This window comes from Pseudomonas sp. Sample_11, assembly GCF_004307505.1.
Lineage (GTDB): Bacteria > Pseudomonadota > Gammaproteobacteria > Pseudomonadales > Pseudomonadaceae > Aquipseudomonas > Aquipseudomonas atacamensis.
The window spans coordinates 66,370-82,553 of record NZ_RCOD01000008.1 but is presented as its reverse complement, the minus strand read 5'-3'; the positions used below and the strand labels follow the sequence as shown (position 1 = coordinate 82,553).

The window sequence follows — 16,184 nt, the reverse complement described above, 5'->3', positions numbered from 1 at the left end:
GCGATCATCCAGCCGGAGACGATGCCCTTGGCGAACATCTGACTGGCGCTATGCTCCATGACCTTGCGGCCGATTTCGAGGAAGGCGACGTCGGTTTTGCTGTCGAAAATCGGCAGTTCCAGCATCACGTACGCCACCAGGATCGTCCCGCAGAGGTTGCCGACCAATACCACTGTCCACAGACGGATCAGGCGCAGGAAATTCTTCAGCGTCGGCCTGGTCATCACCGGCAGCACGGCGGTCAGGGTGTTTTCGGTGAACAGTTGCTGGCGCGCGAGGATCACCGCGAGGAAACCGGCGCAGTAGCCGAAACTGGCGATCACCTTGAATTCGTCGCCATCGGGCAGGCGCGAATTGAGCAATCCCATGCCCATCAGCGACAGGCCCATGGTCAAACCTGCCGCCAGCGCCGACCACCACAGCGCGGCAATGCTGCGCTCCAGTTCCTGGTCGCCCTGGGTGCGGATGATTTCATGCAGAACGGCCGCGCGCGGCGGCTGGCTCTTCTCGACTTCGTGCTGCTCCTTGGCCGAGAGGTCGGGGGTCTTGTCGCTGGTGGGGGTGGTCATGGCGTGGCAACCGGTGGCGGGCGATGTAGCTACGACCGTTGCGCTTGGGAATACGTTCTGTAGGCGCGGCGCAAATCTCTGCATGCACACCAATCCAGGGTAGGAGCTGCCGAAGGCTGCGATCTTTTGATTTTGATTTTCAGAAACAAGATCAAAAGATCGCAGCCTTCGGCAGCTCCTACAGGGCTCGCATTACTCGCTGACGGCTTCGTCATCCTTGAACTGGTCTTTCACATATTTGATCTCGGTCCGCCCGTGCGGCGCCGGCAGGCCGTCTTCGCCGAGGTTGACGAACACCATCTTCTCGACGGTCAGGATGCTCTTGCGGGTGATCTTGTTGCGCACTTCGCAGGTCAGGGTGATCGAGGTGCGGCCGAATTCGGTGGCGGTGATGCCCAGTTCGATGATGTCGCCCTGGCGCGAGGCGCTGACGAAGTTGATTTCCGAGATGTACTTGGTCACCACGCGCTGGTTGCCCAGTTGCACGATGGCGTAGATCGCCGCTTCTTCATCGATCCAGCGCAGCAGGCTGCCGCCGAACAGGGTGCCGTTGGGGTTGAGGTCTTCGGGTTTAACCCATTTGCGGGTGTGGAAATTCATGGGGGGGCTCCTGGGTCGAGGCGTTTGAGCGTTAGGGGTATTGGCCCCCAGCTTCAAGTTTTAAGCTACAAGCTGCAAGTAAAAGCGGATTGGCTTTTACTTGCCGCTTGTAGCTTGCCGCTTGCCACTAGCCGGGCGAAGACCGCTATAATCGCCACCGATTCAGAACGGCTATGCCGTTTTCCCGCCACCTGTCCGAGGGGCGCTGCAGCAGGTTCGACCTGTCAGGCTCGGATGGGGCGTTGACCGGCCTGCGCCGGACACTAAACGCACAACGGCGCCCATTCGCATACATTACGAATGGAGGCTCTTCATGAGCGCTGTCAACACGCCTGCCGATTTTACCGATTACAAAGTTGCCGACATGTCCCTGGCTGCCTGGGGCCGTCGCGAAACCATCATCGCCGAATCGGAAATGCCTGCCCTGATGGGTCTGCGCCGCAAATACGCTGCCGAGCAGCCGCTCAAGGGCGCGAAAATCCTCGGCTGCATCCACATGACCATTCAGACCGCCGTGCTGATCGAAACCCTGGTTGCCCTGGGTGCCGAAGTACGCTGGTCGTCCTGCAACATTTTCTCTACTCAGGATCAGGCCGCTGCCGCTATCGCTGCCGCCGGTATCCCGGTGTTCGCCTGGAAAGGCGAGACTGAAGAAGAGTACGAGTGGTGCCTGGAGCAGACCATCCTCAAGGATGGCCAGCCTTGGGACGCCAACATGATCCTCGACGACGGCGGCGACCTGACCGAGCTGCTACACAAGAAATACCCGCAAGTGCTCGATCGCGTTCACGGCGTGACCGAAGAAACCACCACTGGCGTACACCGTCTGCTGGACATGCTGGCCAAGGGCGAGCTGAAGATCCCTGCGATCAACGTCAACGACTCGGTGACCAAGTCCAAGAACGACAACAAGTACGGCTGCCGTCACAGCCTGAACGATGCGATCAAGCGCGGCACCGACCACCTGCTGTCCGGCAAGCAAGCGCTGGTCATCGGTTACGGTGACGTGGGCAAGGGCTCGGCCCAGTCCCTGCGTCAGGAAGGCATGATCGTAAAAGTCTCCGAAGTCGACCCGATCTGCGCCATGCAAGCCTGCATGGACGGCTTCGAACTGGTGTCGCCATTCATCGACGGTATCAACGACGGTTCCGAAGCGAGCATCGACAAAGCGCTGCTGGGCAAGATCGACCTGATCGTGACCACCACCGGTAACGTCAATGTTTGCGACGCGAACATGCTCAAAGCCCTGAAGAAGCGCGCCGTTGTCTGCAACATCGGTCACTTCGACAACGAAATCGACACCGCTTTCATGCGCAAGAACTGGGCTTGGGAAGAAGTAAAGCCACAGGTGCACAAGGTTCACCGCACCGGCGCTGGCAGCTTCGATCCACAGAACGACGACTACCTGATCCTGCTGGCCGAAGGCCGTCTGGTGAACCTGGGCAACGCCACCGGTCACCCGAGCCGCATCATGGACGGTTCGTTCGCCAACCAGGTTCTGGCACAGATCTTCCTGTTCGGCCAGAAATACGCCGACCTGTCGCCAGCGCAGAAAGCCGAGCGTCTGACCGTTGAAGTGCTGCCGAAGAAACTCGACGAAGAAGTGGCCCTGGAAATGGTTCGCGGCTTCGGCGGCGTGGTCACCCAACTGACCAAGCAACAGGCTGACTACATCGGCGTCACCGTCGAAGGCCCGTTCAAGCCGCACGCCTATCGCTATTAAGAGCAGCTGCGAGCTTCAAGCTGCAAGCGGCAAGTAAAAGCGGTTGGTTTACTTGAGGCTTGTAGCTGTCGCTGGCTTCTTCATCGTTATTACGCAGCCGCTGGCTGCAAGCTTCAGGCACAGGATCCCGGCGCTCCGCCCTCTTGCAGCTTGAAGCTTGCAGCTCGTAGCTGGAGGCCCCCTCCAATGTCCCAAGACCGTCGCTACAGCTTCGAGTTTTTCCCGACCAAGACCGATGCCGGGCAAGAAAAGCTGCTCGCCACTGCCCGTCAGTTGGCCACCTACAACCCTGATTTCTTTTCCTGCACCTACGGCGCTGGCGGTTCGACCCGTGATCGCACGCTCAACACCGTGTTACAGCTGGAAAACGAAGTCAAAGTACCCGCCGCTCCGCACCTGTCGTGCGTCGGTGACAGCAAGGACGACCTGCGCGGCCTGCTGAACGAATACAAGGCTGCCGGCATCAAGCGCATCGTTGCCCTGCGTGGCGACCTGCCGTCCGGCATGGGCATGACCAGCGGTGAGCTGCGTCACGCCAATGAACTGGTGGAATTCATTCGTGAAGAAACCGCCGATCATTTCCACATCGAAGTCGCCGCTTACCCGGAGATGCATCCGCAAGCGCGCAACTACGAAGACGATCTCGCCAACTTCGTGCGCAAGGCAAAGGCCGGTGCCGACAGCGCGATCACCCAGTACTTCTTCAACGCCGACAGCTTCTTCTACTTCGTCGACCGTTTGCAGGCGCTGGGCGTGGATCTGCCGATCGTGCCGGGGATCATGCCGATTACCAACTACAGCAAACTCGCACGCTTCTCCGATGCCTGCGGTGCGGAAATCCCGCGCTGGATCCGCAAGCAACTGGAAGCCTACGGCGATGACACGCGAAGCATTCAAAGCTTTGGCGAACAAGTCGTCAGCGAAATGTGCGAACGCCTGCTGCAGGGCGGCGCGCCGGGGCTGCACTTCTACTCGATGAACCAGGCCGAACCTAGCCTGGCCATCTGGAATAACCTGAAGTTGCCGCGCTGAAGCAGCTGCAAGTTTCGAGCTGAAAGCTACAAGCTGGATCAAGAGATCGCAGTCCTTGGCAACATCTTTGTTGGGTTGTCAGGGCTGCGATTTTTTTTGTTTGAAGCCGCGAAACAGAGCTTGTGCAGCGGCTTTCTGGCTCTTTCGCGATTCTCGTCGTAATCTCCAGCCATGCCTTTGATCACGCAGTTATTCGCCGTGCTGGTTTTTGCTTGCCTGAGCGTCGCCGCTCGGGGGGAGAAGTTGCGTATTGTCACCGAGCCGTGGGCGCCGTACGTCTACGAACAGGGTGGCAAAAACCTTGGTCTTGACTACGAAACTACCGCCATCGTGTTCCAGCGCCTGGGCATTGAAGTGGAATGGCAGTTCCTGCCGTGGAAGCGCTGCCTGTCGATGCTCGAAACCGGCCAGGCCGACGGTGCGCTGGACATCTTTCACAGCGCCGAACGCGACGCCACCCTGCTCTATCCCAGCGAACCTTTGTCCGACGTCGAATTCGTGATGTTCTACGCCAATGAGCGGCCGCATCCTTTCAACACCCTCGAACAACTCAAAGGCCTGACCATCGGCACCTCGCCGGGTTATCTGTACAGCCCTGACTTCAGCCAGTCGGACCTGTTTGTTCGTGAGCCGGCACCGACCCATGAAGCCAATTTCGGCAAACTGGTGCGCGGGCGGATCGACCTGCTGATAACCGATCGCCGCGTCGGTCAGCATTTGCTCGATGAGCTGAATATTCGCGATCTGATCACGGAAAACCCGACGGTTATCAGCCGTCAGAGCCAGTTTCTTGCGGTTCGGCGCAATGCCGGCATGGATTTGCTGGTGCAGCGCTTCGGCGCCGAGCTCAAGCGATTCAAGCGCGAACCGGCCTACGCCGAGCTCAGCGCACGCTATGGTGCTGCGCCCGTTGATAGCGCGTCACTGCGTTCGGCCACGGCCGGCGGCAAAACCGTTGAGCAGCAGGAAAGCAGCGCGCAGTGATTGCTCTGTTATACTCCGGCGTTCCCGCCAGGCTCACGCCCGGACGCCCGGAACCGTAACAGGCCTCTCGACCCGCTACAGCGCAGCTTCCAGCCCGCGCGAGCGCTCCTGACGTGCCTTCGGAACCGCCGCTGGACCGGACGGGATTGCGTCCTCTTAAACGTGATTCGCGCCAGGCAAGACTCCCATTGGGCCAAGCCCTAACTAAAACAGGATTACTCATGTCCTTTGCTTCCCTCGGTCTCTCCGAGGCTTTAGTCCGTGCCATCGAAGATGCGGGCTATACCGAGCCTACTCCGGTGCAACAGCGGGCCATTCCCGCCGTGTTGCAAGGTCGCGACCTGATGGTGGCGGCTCAGACAGGTACCGGTAAAACCGGCGGTTTCGCCCTCCCGATTCTGGAGCGGTTGTTCCCCAACGGTCACCCGGACAAATCCCAGCGTCACGGCCCGCGCCAACCGCGCGTGCTGGTCCTGACCCCGACCCGCGAACTCGCGGCCCAGGTGCACGAGAGCTTCAAGATCTACGCCCGTGACCTGAAATTCGTCAGCGCCTGCATCTTCGGCGGCGTTGGCATGAACCCGCAGGTCCAGGCCATGTCCCGTGGCGTCGACGTTCTCGTCGCCTGCCCGGGTCGCTTGCTCGACCTCGCCGGCCAGGGCAGCGTCGATCTGTCCCACGTGGAAATTCTCGTTCTCGACGAAGCCGACCGCATGCTCGACATGGGTTTTGTCCACGACGTGAAGAAAGTCCTCGCACGTCTGCCGGCCAAGCGTCAGAACCTGCTGTTCTCGGCGACTTTCTCCAAAGACATCACCGACCTCGCCGGCAAACTGCTGCACAACCCGGAACGCATCGAAGTGACGCCGCCGAACACCACGGTCGAGCGCATCGAACAACGCGTGTTCCGCCTGCCGGCCAGCCACAAACGTGCGCTGCTGGCGCATCTGATCACCGCCGGCGCGTGGGAACAGGTACTGGTCTTCACCCGCACCAAGCACGGCGCCAACCGTCTCGCTGAATACCTGGACAAACACGGCCTGCCGGCGGTGGCGATCCACGGTAACAAGAGCCAGAACGCCCGCACCAAAGCCCTGGCCGACTTCAAGGCCGGCGAAGTACGCATTCTGGTTGCGACCGACATCGCCGCCCGTGGTCTGGACATCGACCAGTTGCCGCATGTGGTCAACTTCGAGCTGCCGAACGTCGATGAAGACTATGTGCACCGTATCGGCCGTACCGGCCGCGCCGGTCGTTCCGGCGAGGCGATCTCCCTGGTCGCACCGGACGAAGAGAAGCTGCTGAAAAGCATTGAGCGCATGACCAAGCAGAAGATTGCCGATGGCGATCTGATGGGCTTCGACTCCAGCACCATCGAAGCCGAGAAGCCGGAAGCCCGCGAGCGTCCGGACATCCGCAACCCGCGCAATTCCCGTGGCCCACGTGGCGACGGCCCGAATGGCGGCGGCGGTGGCGGCGGTCGCAAGGACAAAGGCAAAGACAAGGGCAAGGAAAAGCCGGCCGGTGAACGTGGCGAGCGCCCTGCCCGTCAGCAGAAACCGCGCGAAGGCACGCCGAGCCGCGAACAGCGCCCGAGCCAGCCACCGCGTGCAGCGGCTGACCGTGCCCCGGACGAGTTCCTCGACGACGATATCGATAACTTCGGTAACCGCGTTGACTACGTGCCGAAGGCCGCTCCTGCCGGCGGCCGTGGCCGTCGTCCGGGCGCACCGGCGCAAGGCGCAGGCGCACCACGCGGTGGTCAGCCTCAGGGTCGTCAGAACGGTCCACGCAACAGCAACGGCTCGAGCACCGGCACGCCACCGGCCAAACGCAGCGGCCCGCGCAATGGCGCACCGCGTGACGGTCAGGGTCGTCGTGACGAATCCGCGCCGCGCAACCGCCGCCCAGCCCGTGACGATCAGCCACGCAGCGAACCAGCCGTGCAGAATCCGCGCAGCAACGGTCCGAAGATCATGCACAAGGAATCGAAAGCCGACCGCTTCCCGACGCCTGAGCAGCTCGATCAACTGCCAAGCCGCCCGCGTGGCGAGAAACCAGCACTGCTGACCCGCAATCGCTGAGTTTCAAGCCGCAATGAAAAATGCCCCGACTCAAAAGAGCCGGGGCATTTTTCATAAGCGCTGCAAATCGCTTTGTGTAGGAGCTGCCGAAGGCTGCGATCTTTTGATCCTGATCTTGATCTTCAAAAATCAAGATCAAAAGATCGCAGCCTTCGGCAGCTCCTACAGGGGATCTGTGTTGTGGCAAAAAAAACGCCCCCGGCCTTGCGACCGGGGGCGTTTTCATGTGGCGGCGAAATTTATTTCGCTTTCACACCTTCGAACGAAACATACAGCTCGACCGCATCGGACTTCGGACCAAGGTCTTTCTGCTTGCCGAAATCGGAACGCTTGATGGTGGTGGTGCCTTCGAAGCCGGCACGGTAGCCGCCCCATGGATCCTTGCCTTCGCCCAGGAAAGTGGCCTTGACGACAACTGGCTTGGTCACGCCCAGCAGGGTCAGGTCGCCGGTCACGTCAGCGGTGTTGGCACCAGTGGACTTGACGCTGGTGGACACGAAGGTGGCCTTGCCGAAATTGCTGGCGTTTAGAAAGTCATCGCTGGCGATGTGCTTGTCGCGCTCGGCGTGGTTGGTGAACACGCTGGCAGTGTTGACGTTGAACTCGATCTTGCTGTCTTCAGGCTTGGCAGCGTCGAAGCTGAACTTGCCGTCGATGTCCTTGAAGGTACCGGTGATGTAGCTGTAGCCCAGGTGGCTGATCTTGAAGTCGACGAAGGCGTGCTGGCCTTCCTTGTCTACCACATAGTCAGCAGCCATTACGTTGGCGGACAGCACGGCGGAACCGATTGCCAGAGCGGCCAGAGTCTTTTTCAACATGCTTTCTTTTCCTTTGAGTCGAGGTTGAATTTCAGGCTTTGCGACCGAGCATTCGAGTGAGGGTCGCATCACGATCGATAAAGTGGTGCTTCAATGCTGCCAACGCATGGAGACCGGAAAAAATTACCAGTGCCCACGCCAGCCAGAGATGAATCACCCCAGCGGTATCTGCCTGATCCGGTAGTCCGGAGAGCAGTGCAGGAACTTCAAACAGGCCAAACACCGGGATCCCGACACCGTCTGCGGTGGAAATCAGGTAACCGGCAATCATCACAGCGAACAGCGCCAGATACAGAAACCCGTGGCCGAATTTAGCGCCGATACGGGTCATGCGGCTGTAGCTTTGCAGAGTTGGCGGCGGCGGGCTGATGAAACGCCACACCACCCGCAACACCATCACACCGAGCAGCACCAGACCGATGCTCTTGTGCAGATCCGGCGCGTCTTTGCGCCAGGTGCTGTAGTAATCCAGCCCGACCATCCACAGACCCAACGCAAACAGCCCGAAGACCGCCAGCGCCACGCCCCAGTGCATGAAGATGCTGACCCAACCATAGCGCGAAGAAGAGTTACGTAGCTGCATTGCCCAAATCCTGTGAGAACTGCGAACCAAGACTAGCGAGTTATCTATCGAATTAAAGCGGAAAATTTTGCTTTGAAATATCGAGAAATACGATCAAGAGTCTGGAAGTGACGAGTTAAGAAAAGATTAAAGGCAAAAGTGTGGCGGGATGTTAGGGGGCAGATCCTGATGATGCGCTGTCTGGACAGGCCTAATCGCGGGCAAGCCCGCTCCCACAGTGGTTAGTGGCGTGCACAAATCCCGCGTTCATCTCAGAAACCTGTGTGAGCTGGCTTGCCAGCGATGGGGTCCTTGCAGGCAAAAAAAAGCGCGGCATATACGCCGCGCTTTTTCATTCACTGCGAAGCCTTACTGCGCCTTGGTCTCGGTCGTTGCAGCAGGCTTGGCCGCTGGCTTCTTCGCCGGTTCAGCCTTCTTCGCCGCCGGTTTGGCCGCCGGCTTTTTCGTTTCGGTTTTGGCCGCAGGCTTCTTCGCCGCTGGCTTGGCCGCTGCTTTTTTCGCCGGCTCGGCTTTCACCGGGGCCGCTGGTTTCGGTGCTTCCACCGGCGCTGGCGCAGGTGCCGGGGTCGGTGCAGGCGCTGGAGCGGCCGGAGCAGGTGCTGGCTCTGGCGCTTTCACAGGCTCAGGCTTCTTCTCGTCATCCGAACCGCCGAACAGGTTGCTGAAGAAGTTGCCCTTCTTCGCCGCTACCGCACCCGCCGCGCCTGCCGCTGCTGCAGCCGGAACCACTTTGACCGGTTCGAACGACTTGCCTGCCGCCAGATCTTCAACCTGGCTGGCCGCGCGCTGGCCGGTGCGCAGTGCGCCTTCCAAGGTGCCCGGGTACAAGGTGTCGGTGTGTTCGCCGGCGAACGCTACGCGTTGCAGCGGACGTTCCCACAGGCGCCAGAACTTGCTGATCTGCCCCGGGCCGTAAGCCAGGTAGGCGCCGCCCATCGACGGGTCGGTGCTGTAGCGACGGATTTCATAACCGGTGAACGAGCCACGGGCCTGTGGGTAAAACGCGTGCAGACGGATCAGCACCTGATCGACCATCTGCTTGTCGCCGAACGCCTGCATCACACGGGCGTTATCGCCGGACAGGTTGATCACCACGTTGGCGCCGCCCTTCAGTGCCGGTTCGATCCAGAGCATGCCCAGACCGGTATTGCTGTAGATCTCGCCGGACATGCGCGATTTGCTTTCCCACACGGGCGTCTTGAACTTCAGCATGATCTGGTCGCGCCAGCCGTAGTTGGTGCCCTTGATCGCCGCCAGATGCTGGGCATCCAGCGCCGGGGTCAGCGAGATCTTGTTCAGTGCGCGCAACGGCACCGCCAGCACCACGTAGTCAGCCTGATAGCCGACGCTGCCGACTTTGACGGTCACGCCGTCCTTGTCCTGGATGATGGCCGAGACCGGCGAGCTGGTCTTGATGGTCTTGATCTGTTTGACGAAGGCCTGCGCCAGCACCTGGCTGCCGCCGACCAGACGCGAGGCGCGCAGGTCACGGTCGGAGACGCCGCGATAGACGCGGTTCTGCTGAGCGAAATACAGCAGCGACAGACGCGAAGGTTCGTCGTAGTGGGTGCGGATGTCCTGGTTGATCAGCTGGCGCGCGGTGGCCGGCAGGTTCTGCTTGTCGAGCCAGCTCGATACGGTGATCTGATCCAGCGCGTGCAGGGTGGCGGTCGCCGCCGGGTTCTGCGGGTCGTCGATCGAGCGCGCCAGATCGTCGAGGGTTTTCTGGTAGCGCTTGAGCGCATCGGCGGTGGCTGGCTGCTTGGTGGCCAGATCAGCGGCGGAGAAATAATCGCCGTCGATCAGATAACCCGGCGTACGCACGAATTCCGGCGCCGGCGTGGTGCCGAGCTTGAAGGTCGACACGTACTTGTTCAGCACCGGCTGGGTCTTGTCGTTGCCGATCCACTCGCTGGTGGCCATGCCCGAGCGGCCGCCCAGGCTCGGTTTGGCTTCCAGCAGGGTGACCTGCCAGCCTTTGTTCTGCAGTTCGTAAGCAGCGGTCAGACCCGACAGGCCGCCGCCGATCACGATTGCGGTTTTATCCTTGGCCAGCGCCGTAACGCTGAACAGCCCCAACATCACCAGCGCACAGGCGCGCAGCCAACCGACAGACATTCAGCGAACTCCGGAAAAACATGTGGGAAAAAGCAGTTTTGCGAGTCAGACGACTCAAAGAACCGCGAAGAATACGTTAGCCATCAAAACGCCGCCAGCGACGTCTATCGGCTCAGACAAAGTAGCTCAATCGACACAATGGGTTGTTCCCGCGCGATGCATTGCATAGGCTTGCGCGATTGTTCGCCCGCGCCTGACGCGAGCCGCCTCGAGGAGACTGTAAATGGGCCTGAATAACCAGTGGATGCAACGCGATCTTGCGGTGTTGTGGCATCCCTGCACCCAGATGAAAGACCACGAACAGCTGCCGCTGATCCCGATCAAGCGCGGCGAAGGCGTCTGGCTCGAAGACTTCGAAGGCAAGCGCTACCTCGACGCGGTCAGCTCGTGGTGGGTCAACGTGTTCGGCCACGCCAACCCGCGCATCAACCAGCGCATCAAGGATCAGGTCGATCAACTCGAACACGTGATTCTTGCCGGTTTCAGCCATCAGCCGGTGATCGAGCTGTCCGAGCGTCTGGTGAAAATGACCCCGGAAGGCTTGAACCGGGTGTTCTACGCCGATAACGGTTCGTCGTGCATCGAAGTCGCGCTGAAGATGAGTTTTCATTACTGGCTCAATCGCGGCCAGCCGAACAAGAAGCGCTTCGTCACCCTGACCAACAGCTACCACGGCGAAACCATGGCAGCGATGGCGGTCGGCGATGTGCCGCTGTTCACCGAGACCTACAAAGCCCTGTTGATGGACACCATCAAAGTGCCGAGCCCGGATTGCTATCTGCGCCCGCAAGGCATGAGCTGGGAAGAACATTCGCGCAACATGTTCGCCGCCATGGAACAGACGCTGGCGGAAAATCATGACAGCGTCGCGGCAGTGATCGTCGAGCCGTTGATTCAGGGCGCCGGCGGCATGCGCATGTATCACCCGGTGTACCTCAAGCTGTTGCGCGAGGCCTGCGACCGCTATGGCGTGCACCTGATCCACGACGAAATCGCCGTCGGCTTCGGCCGCACCGGGACGATGTTCGCCTGCGAACAGGCCGGCATCCGCCCGGATTTCCTCTGCCTGTCCAAAGCCCTGACCGGCGGCTACCTGCCGCTGGCGGCGTGCCTGACCACCGACGAGGTCTACAGCGCCTTCTACGACGACTACCCGACCCTGCGCGCCTTCCTTCATTCGCACAGCTACACCGGCAACCCGCTGGCCTGCGCTGCGGCACTGGCGACCCTGGACATTTTCGAGCAGGACAACGTCATCGCGAACAACCAGGCGCTGGCTCAGCGCATGGCTTCGGCGACCGCGCATCTGGTCGATCACCCGAACGTCTCCGAAGTGCGCCAGACCGGCATGGTCCTGGCGATCGAGATGGTCAAGGATAAAGCCACCAAAGAGGCCTACCCTTGGCAGGAGCGTCGTGGCTTGAAGGTATTCCAGCATGCGCTGGAACGTGGTGCGTTGTTGCGCCCGCTGGGCAGCGTGGTGTATTTCCTGCCGCCGTATGTGATCACCCCGGAGCAGATCGACTTCCTGGCCGAAGTGGCCAGTGACGGTATTGATATCGCTACGCGTGACAGCGTCAGTGTTGCGGTGCCGAAAGACTTCCATCCGGGATTCCGCGACCCGGGCTGATCGATACCAAAGGTTTGAGAAGGACCCTGTGGCGAGGGGATTTATCCCCGTTGGGTGGCGAAGCCGCCCTGAAATCTGCAATCGCGGTGAGTCAGGATTATTGCGTGTGCTGATTTCACGACTGCTGCGCAGCCGAACGGGGCGGTGCGACGGTTCGCTAAATCCCCTCGCCACCAAAGCTCTGCCAACAGTGACTACGCGCCAATTTTTTAGAGACCCGAAATGAGACTGTCCCGCTTCTTTATCGACGCCCCGCTGAGCACTGGCGAACACGAACTGCCGGAAGCCCAGGCGCATTACATCAGCCGCGTGTTGCGCATGGCCGAAGGCGATGCGGTGCAGTTGTTCGACGGTTCCGGCCATGAATTTCGCGGGTCCTTGGTGGACGTCGGCAAGAAACGCGTGGTTGTACAAATCGACGAGCAATTCGCCGGGCAAATCGAATCGCCGCTACAGATCCACCTCGGCCAGGGCCTGTCCCGGGGCGAGCGCATGGACTGGGCGATTCAGAAAGCCACCGAACTGGGCGTGACGCAAATCACGCCGATCTTCAGCGAACGCTGCGAAGTGCGGCTCAAGGACGAACGCGCCGACAAGCGCTTGCTGCACTGGCGCCAGGTGGCGATCAGTGCCTGCGAACAGTGCGGGCGTTCACGGGTGCCGGTGATTCATCCGCCGGTGTTGCTGGCGGACTGGCTCAAGCAGACCGAAGCCGAATTGAAACTGGTGCTGCACCCGGTGGCAGAGCCGTTGGTGAGTCATGCCAAACCGGCGACGCTGGCGTTCCTGATCGGGCCGGAAGGTGGCCTGACGGACGGCGAAGTCGAGCAGGCCAAAGGCAATGGCTTCCACGCCGCCCGCCTCGGCCCACGGGTGCTGCGCACCGAGACTGCGCCGGTGGTGGCGCTGGCGGTAGCCCAGCAACTTTGGGGTGATTTCTAAACCTTTTTGCCGGACTGATCGTTCCCACGCTCTGCGTGGGAATGCAGCCCGGGACGCTCCGCGTCCCAAACAGCGTGACGCAGAGCGTCACAGGAGGCGTTACCACGCAGAGCGTGGGAACGATCAGTCAGCCGGGCTACAGGACGTAAAACAGAATCGCCACAAAGTGCAGCAAGCTCCCGGCAATCACGAACAGATGCCAGATGCCATGGGCATGCCGCAGCCGGTGATCGAGGGCAAAAAAGATAATCCCCACCGTATACAACACCCCGCCCGATGCCAGCCAGGCAAACCCGGCCGTGCCCAGCGCGGCGATCAGCGGTTTGACCGCAACCAGCACGATCCAGCCCATCACCGCGTAAATCACGATCGACAGAATCCGTGCCTCGGAGCGCGGTTTGATCTCTTGCAGGATGCCGATCAGCGCCAGCCCCCAGACAATCCCGAACAGCGTCCAGCCCCAAGGCCCGCGTAACGTCACCAGGCAGAACGGCGTGTAGCTGCCGGCGATCAGCAGGTAGATCGAAAAATGGTCGACCTTCTTCATGATCGCTTTCTTGCGCCCGCGCACGCTGTGGTACACGGTCGAGGCGCTGTAGAGCACCAGCAAGGTGAAGGCGTAGATCGCCACGCTGACGATCTTCCACGGACTGCCGTCGAGGCTGGCAATCACCAGCATCCATACGCCGCCGATAAACGCGGCGATGGCTCCTACCAGATGGGTCCAGGCGTTGAGTTTTTCCCCGTGATACATGTATTGCTCACCTCACATTCGTTACCGCAGCGCGCAAGGCTCGGGCCTTGAGCGTAAAAGCGCAATGTTTCTGTTCAACCTCGCCTGCGCGGCCCGCGGGAATTGGGCACAATCGGCCGATACCAAAAAGAGTCCGCGCCATGCTGATCGACGAAGAATTGACCCTGAAAAAACTCGAGGTGTTCCTCGCCTTCATGCGCACCGGCAACCTCGCCCGCGCCGCCGCCGAATTGCAGACCAGCAACGTCAGCGTGCACCGCGCCATTCACTCTTTGGAAAACGCCCTGCGCTGCCCGCTGTTCAAACACGAAGGGCGCAACCTGACGCCACTGGAAAGCGCCTATGTGCTGGAAGAACGTGCGCAGAAGCTGATCAACGACGTCGTCGACAGCGTACGCCTGACCCGCGAAGCCGCCGGATTTTCCGCCGAGCGTTTCAAGCTCGGCTCGCTGTATTCGCTGACGGTGAAGACCGTGCCACAGCTGATCATGGGCCTGAAAATCCGCCGCAGCGAACTCAACATCGACCTGATCCTCGGCTCGAACATCGACCTGCTCTACAAGCTGAAAAACATGGAAGTCGACGCGATTCTGGTGTCGCTGGACGACAGCATCAACGATCCGGATTGCGAGCAAATTGCGCTGTTTTCCGACGACATCTTCCTCGCCACCCCGGCGGATTCAAAATTCGCTCAGCGCAGTGAAGTCGATCTGGCGGAAGTGCGCGATGAAACCTTCATCACCCTGACCCAGGGCTTCGCCACCCATCAGGACGGTGTGCGGGTGTTCAAGCAGGCGGGGTTCGAGCCGAAGGTGGCGATGCAGGTCAATGACATCTTCACTTTGCTGAGCATGGTCAGCTCAGGGGTGGGGTACGCCTTGTTGCCGGGGCGGATTGCGGCGGTGTACGAGAACCGGGTGAAGCTCATCCCGTTGCAGGAGAAGTACCGGTTGCAGCAGCACATTGGCGTGGTGTTTCTCAAGGCCAAGGAGCGTGATCCGAATCTGCTGGCGTTGCTGGCGGAGTGTCGGATGTATGCCAATCGCCAAGCCAGCTCATGATCGTTCCCATGCTCTGCGTGGGAATGCCTCAATGGACGCTCTGCGTCCGCTTTGGAACGCGGAGCGTCCCGGGCTGCATTCCCACGCAGAGCGTGGGAACGATCAATGTCAGCTCGGTCAGCCCATCAACCCGCGCATCGCCAGAAACAGCAGCGAAGGCCCCAGCAGACACCCAAGCGCGGTGTAGAACGCCGCCGTCAGGCAACCATACGGCACCAGCTTCGGATCGGTGGCCGCCAGGCCTCCGGCAACGCCGCTGGAGGTGCCCATCAAACCACCAAAAATCACCGCGCTGCGCGGATTGTTCAGGCCGATCATCGGCGCCACGAACGGTGTCATCACCATCACCAGAATCGCCTTGATCAGCCCCGCCGCAATCGACAGCGCCATCACCTCGGAGCTGGCGCCGATCGCCGCGCCGGTCACCGGGCCGACAATGTAGGTCACGGCACCGGCGCCAATCGTGGTCAGGCTCACCGCATCGGTGTAGCCGAACGCCATCGCCACGCCGACGCCGGCGACGAACGAGGTGCCAACGCCGACAAACAGCGCCAGCACACCGACGAGTCCGGCGCGTTTGAGCTCATCGACACTCACCCCAAACGCCGTCGCCACAATCGCGAAATCCCGCAGCATCGCACCGCCGAGCAGGCCGATGCCGGACAAGAGGGGAATATCCACCACGCCTTTTTGCCCACCGGTGAGTGCGCCGCCGATATACGACAGCACCAGCCCGAGCAGAATGGCGATCGCCGAACCGTGCAGACGGCCCTTGGTGAAGGTGTTGGACATCCAGTAGGACACCCACATGGTCAGGCCGACAATCAAAAAGCCGCTGATCAGACCGTAGCCGGTGATCACTTTCATCATCGATTCGTACATGGCGATTACCCCGCAGTCTTGGCAGGAGCAATCGGCGTCTCTTGCTTGTTGCCCATGCGCGTCAGCACCGGCACCAGGGCAAAAGCGATCACTACGGCGAGGGTGCCGGCAAGAATCGCCATCGGCCCGCCCTTCAGCGCACCGTAGACATTCTGCTGTGCGGCCATGGCGACCACGATGGGAATGTAGATCGCGCTCCAGAACTCCACGCCCTGCTCGGTCTTGCCCTTGAGCCAGCCGCTCTTGTAGAGATAGCTGCCCAACCCGATCAACAGCAGCATCGCAATGCCGACACCGCCGACGTTGGCCGGCACGCCGATCAGCTTGCCGAGCAATTCACCGACCCAGATACCGACCAGCGTGCAAAAGGCGAGAAACGCCACACCGTAAATAATCATTGTTGT

At 60.7% G+C, this 16,184-nt stretch carries 15 protein-coding genes and 1 riboswitch; of the genes, 7 read left to right on the top strand and 8 right to left on the bottom strand.

What is annotated here, in order from left to right; all coding sequences use genetic code 11:
* Positions 1 to 569 (bottom strand): formate/nitrite transporter family protein (locus D8U60_RS01980; protein WP_130899363.1); only part of this gene is annotated, 569 nt, incomplete at its 3' end.
* A gap of 192 nt (positions 570 to 761) precedes the next feature.
* Positions 762 to 1,169: a hotdog domain-containing protein gene (locus tag D8U60_RS01970; protein WP_071173389.1), complete on the bottom strand. Its 408-nt coding sequence runs from the start codon at positions 1,167 to 1,169 to the stop codon at positions 762 to 764.
* A 191-nt stretch (positions 1,170 to 1,360) separates the two neighbouring features.
* A riboswitch (S-adenosyl-L-homocysteine riboswitch) is annotated at positions 1,361 to 1,459 on the top strand.
* A 23-nt stretch (positions 1,460 to 1,482) separates the two neighbouring features.
* Between D8U60_RS01970 and ahcY the strand changes: the two genes are divergently transcribed.
* The 4 genes from ahcY (at position 1,483) to D8U60_RS01950 (ending at position 6,992) form a co-directional block, all read left to right on the top strand.
* Positions 1,483 to 2,892 carry an adenosylhomocysteinase gene (ahcY, locus tag D8U60_RS01965; protein ID WP_016772771.1) on the top strand — a complete coding sequence of 470 codons (1,410 nt, stop codon included), beginning with the start codon at positions 1,483 to 1,485 and terminating at the stop codon, positions 2,890 to 2,892.
* 186 nt (positions 2,893 to 3,078) lie between these two features.
* Positions 3,079 to 3,924, top strand: coding sequence for a methylenetetrahydrofolate reductase [NAD(P)H] (gene metF, locus D8U60_RS01960; protein ID WP_130899362.1), 846 nt, complete (start codon positions 3,079 to 3,081; stop codon positions 3,922 to 3,924).
* Positions 3,925 to 4,095: 171 nt separating this feature from the next.
* Positions 4,096 to 4,908: a transporter substrate-binding domain-containing protein gene (locus tag D8U60_RS01955; RefSeq protein ID WP_122698572.1), complete on the top strand. Its 813-nt coding sequence runs from the start codon at positions 4,096 to 4,098 to the stop codon at positions 4,906 to 4,908.
* Between the two features lie 221 nt (positions 4,909 to 5,129).
* Positions 5,130 to 6,992, top strand: coding sequence for a DEAD/DEAH box helicase (locus D8U60_RS01950; RefSeq protein WP_016772767.1), 1,863 nt, complete (start codon positions 5,130 to 5,132; stop codon positions 6,990 to 6,992).
* A gap of 239 nt (positions 6,993 to 7,231) precedes the next feature.
* On the opposite strand, the gene D8U60_RS01945 is transcribed toward D8U60_RS01950, so the two are convergent.
* The 3 genes from D8U60_RS01945 to D8U60_RS01935 form a co-directional block, all read right to left on the bottom strand.
* Entirely contained in the window at positions 7,232 to 7,810 is a 579-nt protein-coding gene (locus tag D8U60_RS01945; protein WP_122698573.1) for a YceI family protein, read from the bottom strand.
* 31 nt (positions 7,811 to 7,841) lie between these two features.
* Positions 7,842 to 8,393, bottom strand: coding sequence for a cytochrome b (locus D8U60_RS01940; RefSeq protein ID WP_024014636.1), 552 nt, complete (start codon positions 8,391 to 8,393; stop codon positions 7,842 to 7,844).
* A gap of 348 nt (positions 8,394 to 8,741) precedes the next feature.
* Positions 8,742 to 10,511: a flavin monoamine oxidase family protein gene (locus D8U60_RS01935; RefSeq protein ID WP_130899361.1), complete on the bottom strand. Its 1,770-nt coding sequence runs from the start codon at positions 10,509 to 10,511 to the stop codon at positions 8,742 to 8,744.
* A 223-nt stretch (positions 10,512 to 10,734) separates the two neighbouring features.
* On the opposite strand from D8U60_RS01935, the gene D8U60_RS01930 reads away from it, so the two are divergent.
* Both D8U60_RS01930 and D8U60_RS01925 read left to right on the top strand, forming a co-directional pair.
* Positions 10,735 to 12,141 (top strand): adenosylmethionine--8-amino-7-oxononanoate transaminase, encoded by a 1,407-nt coding sequence (locus tag D8U60_RS01930; RefSeq protein WP_130899360.1) that lies wholly within the window; start codon positions 10,735 to 10,737, stop codon positions 12,139 to 12,141.
* A 222-nt stretch (positions 12,142 to 12,363) separates the two neighbouring features.
* Positions 12,364 to 13,083, top strand: coding sequence for a 16S rRNA (uracil(1498)-N(3))-methyltransferase (locus tag D8U60_RS01925; RefSeq protein WP_041476795.1), 720 nt, complete (start codon positions 12,364 to 12,366; stop codon positions 13,081 to 13,083).
* A 136-nt stretch (positions 13,084 to 13,219) separates the two neighbouring features.
* Here D8U60_RS01925 and D8U60_RS01920 read toward each other — a convergent pair whose 3' ends face one another.
* Positions 13,220 to 13,837 carry a hemolysin III family protein gene (locus tag D8U60_RS01920; protein WP_039757573.1) on the bottom strand — a complete coding sequence of 206 codons (618 nt, stop codon included), beginning with the start codon at positions 13,835 to 13,837 and terminating at the stop codon, positions 13,220 to 13,222.
* 140 nt (positions 13,838 to 13,977) lie between these two features.
* Here D8U60_RS01920 and D8U60_RS01915 point away from each other — a divergent pair, with 140 nt between their 5' ends.
* Positions 13,978 to 14,898 carry a LysR substrate-binding domain-containing protein gene (locus D8U60_RS01915; protein WP_024014641.1) on the top strand — a complete coding sequence of 307 codons (921 nt, stop codon included), beginning with the start codon at positions 13,978 to 13,980 and terminating at the stop codon, positions 14,896 to 14,898.
* Between the two features lie 117 nt (positions 14,899 to 15,015).
* Here the strand turns inward: D8U60_RS01915 and madM are convergent, their stop codons facing one another.
* Complete coding sequence (gene madM, locus D8U60_RS01905; protein WP_024014642.1) at positions 15,016 to 15,780, bottom strand: malonate transporter subunit MadM; 765 nt, start codon at positions 15,778 to 15,780, stop codon at positions 15,016 to 15,018.
* Between the two features lie 5 nt (positions 15,781 to 15,785).
* Positions 15,786 to 16,178 carry a malonate transporter subunit MadL gene (gene madL / locus D8U60_RS01900; RefSeq protein ID WP_016772756.1) on the bottom strand — a complete coding sequence of 131 codons (393 nt, stop codon included), beginning with the start codon at positions 16,176 to 16,178 and terminating at the stop codon, positions 15,786 to 15,788.
* Positions 16,179 to 16,184 lie beyond the last annotated feature (6 nt).

Excerpts from the sequence above, each read along its gene's own strand:
- D8U60_RS01950 (WP_016772767.1), top strand. The coding sequence starts at position 5,130 with ATGTCCTTTGCTTCCCTCGGTCTCTCCGAGGCTTTAGTCCGTGCCATC.
- D8U60_RS01920 (WP_039757573.1), bottom strand. The coding sequence starts at position 13,837 with ATGTATCACGGGGAAAAACTCAACGCCTGGACCCATCTGGTAGGAGCC.
- D8U60_RS01970 (WP_071173389.1), bottom strand. The coding sequence starts at position 1,169 with ATGAATTTCCACACCCGCAAATGGGTTAAACCCGAAGACCTCAACCCC.
- ahcY (WP_016772771.1), top strand. The coding sequence starts at position 1,483 with ATGAGCGCTGTCAACACGCCTGCCGATTTTACCGATTACAAAGTTGCC.
- D8U60_RS01915 (WP_024014641.1), top strand. The coding sequence starts at position 13,978 with ATGCTGATCGACGAAGAATTGACCCTGAAAAAACTCGAGGTGTTCCTC.
- madL (WP_016772756.1), bottom strand. The coding sequence starts at position 16,178 with ATGATTATTTACGGTGTGGCGTTTCTCGCCTTTTGCACGCTGGTCGGT.
- D8U60_RS01945 (WP_122698573.1), bottom strand. The coding sequence starts at position 7,810 with ATGTTGAAAAAGACTCTGGCCGCTCTGGCAATCGGTTCCGCCGTGCTG.
- madM (WP_024014642.1), bottom strand. The coding sequence starts at position 15,780 with ATGTACGAATCGATGATGAAAGTGATCACCGGCTACGGTCTGATCAGC.
- D8U60_RS01955 (WP_122698572.1), top strand. The coding sequence starts at position 4,096 with ATGCCTTTGATCACGCAGTTATTCGCCGTGCTGGTTTTTGCTTGCCTG.
- metF (WP_130899362.1), top strand. The coding sequence starts at position 3,079 with ATGTCCCAAGACCGTCGCTACAGCTTCGAGTTTTTCCCGACCAAGACC.
- D8U60_RS01925 (WP_041476795.1), top strand. The coding sequence starts at position 12,364 with ATGAGACTGTCCCGCTTCTTTATCGACGCCCCGCTGAGCACTGGCGAA.
- D8U60_RS01940 (WP_024014636.1), bottom strand. The coding sequence starts at position 8,393 with ATGCAGCTACGTAACTCTTCTTCGCGCTATGGTTGGGTCAGCATCTTC.
- D8U60_RS01935 (WP_130899361.1), bottom strand. The coding sequence starts at position 10,511 with ATGTCTGTCGGTTGGCTGCGCGCCTGTGCGCTGGTGATGTTGGGGCTG.
- D8U60_RS01930 (WP_130899360.1), top strand. The coding sequence starts at position 10,735 with ATGGGCCTGAATAACCAGTGGATGCAACGCGATCTTGCGGTGTTGTGG.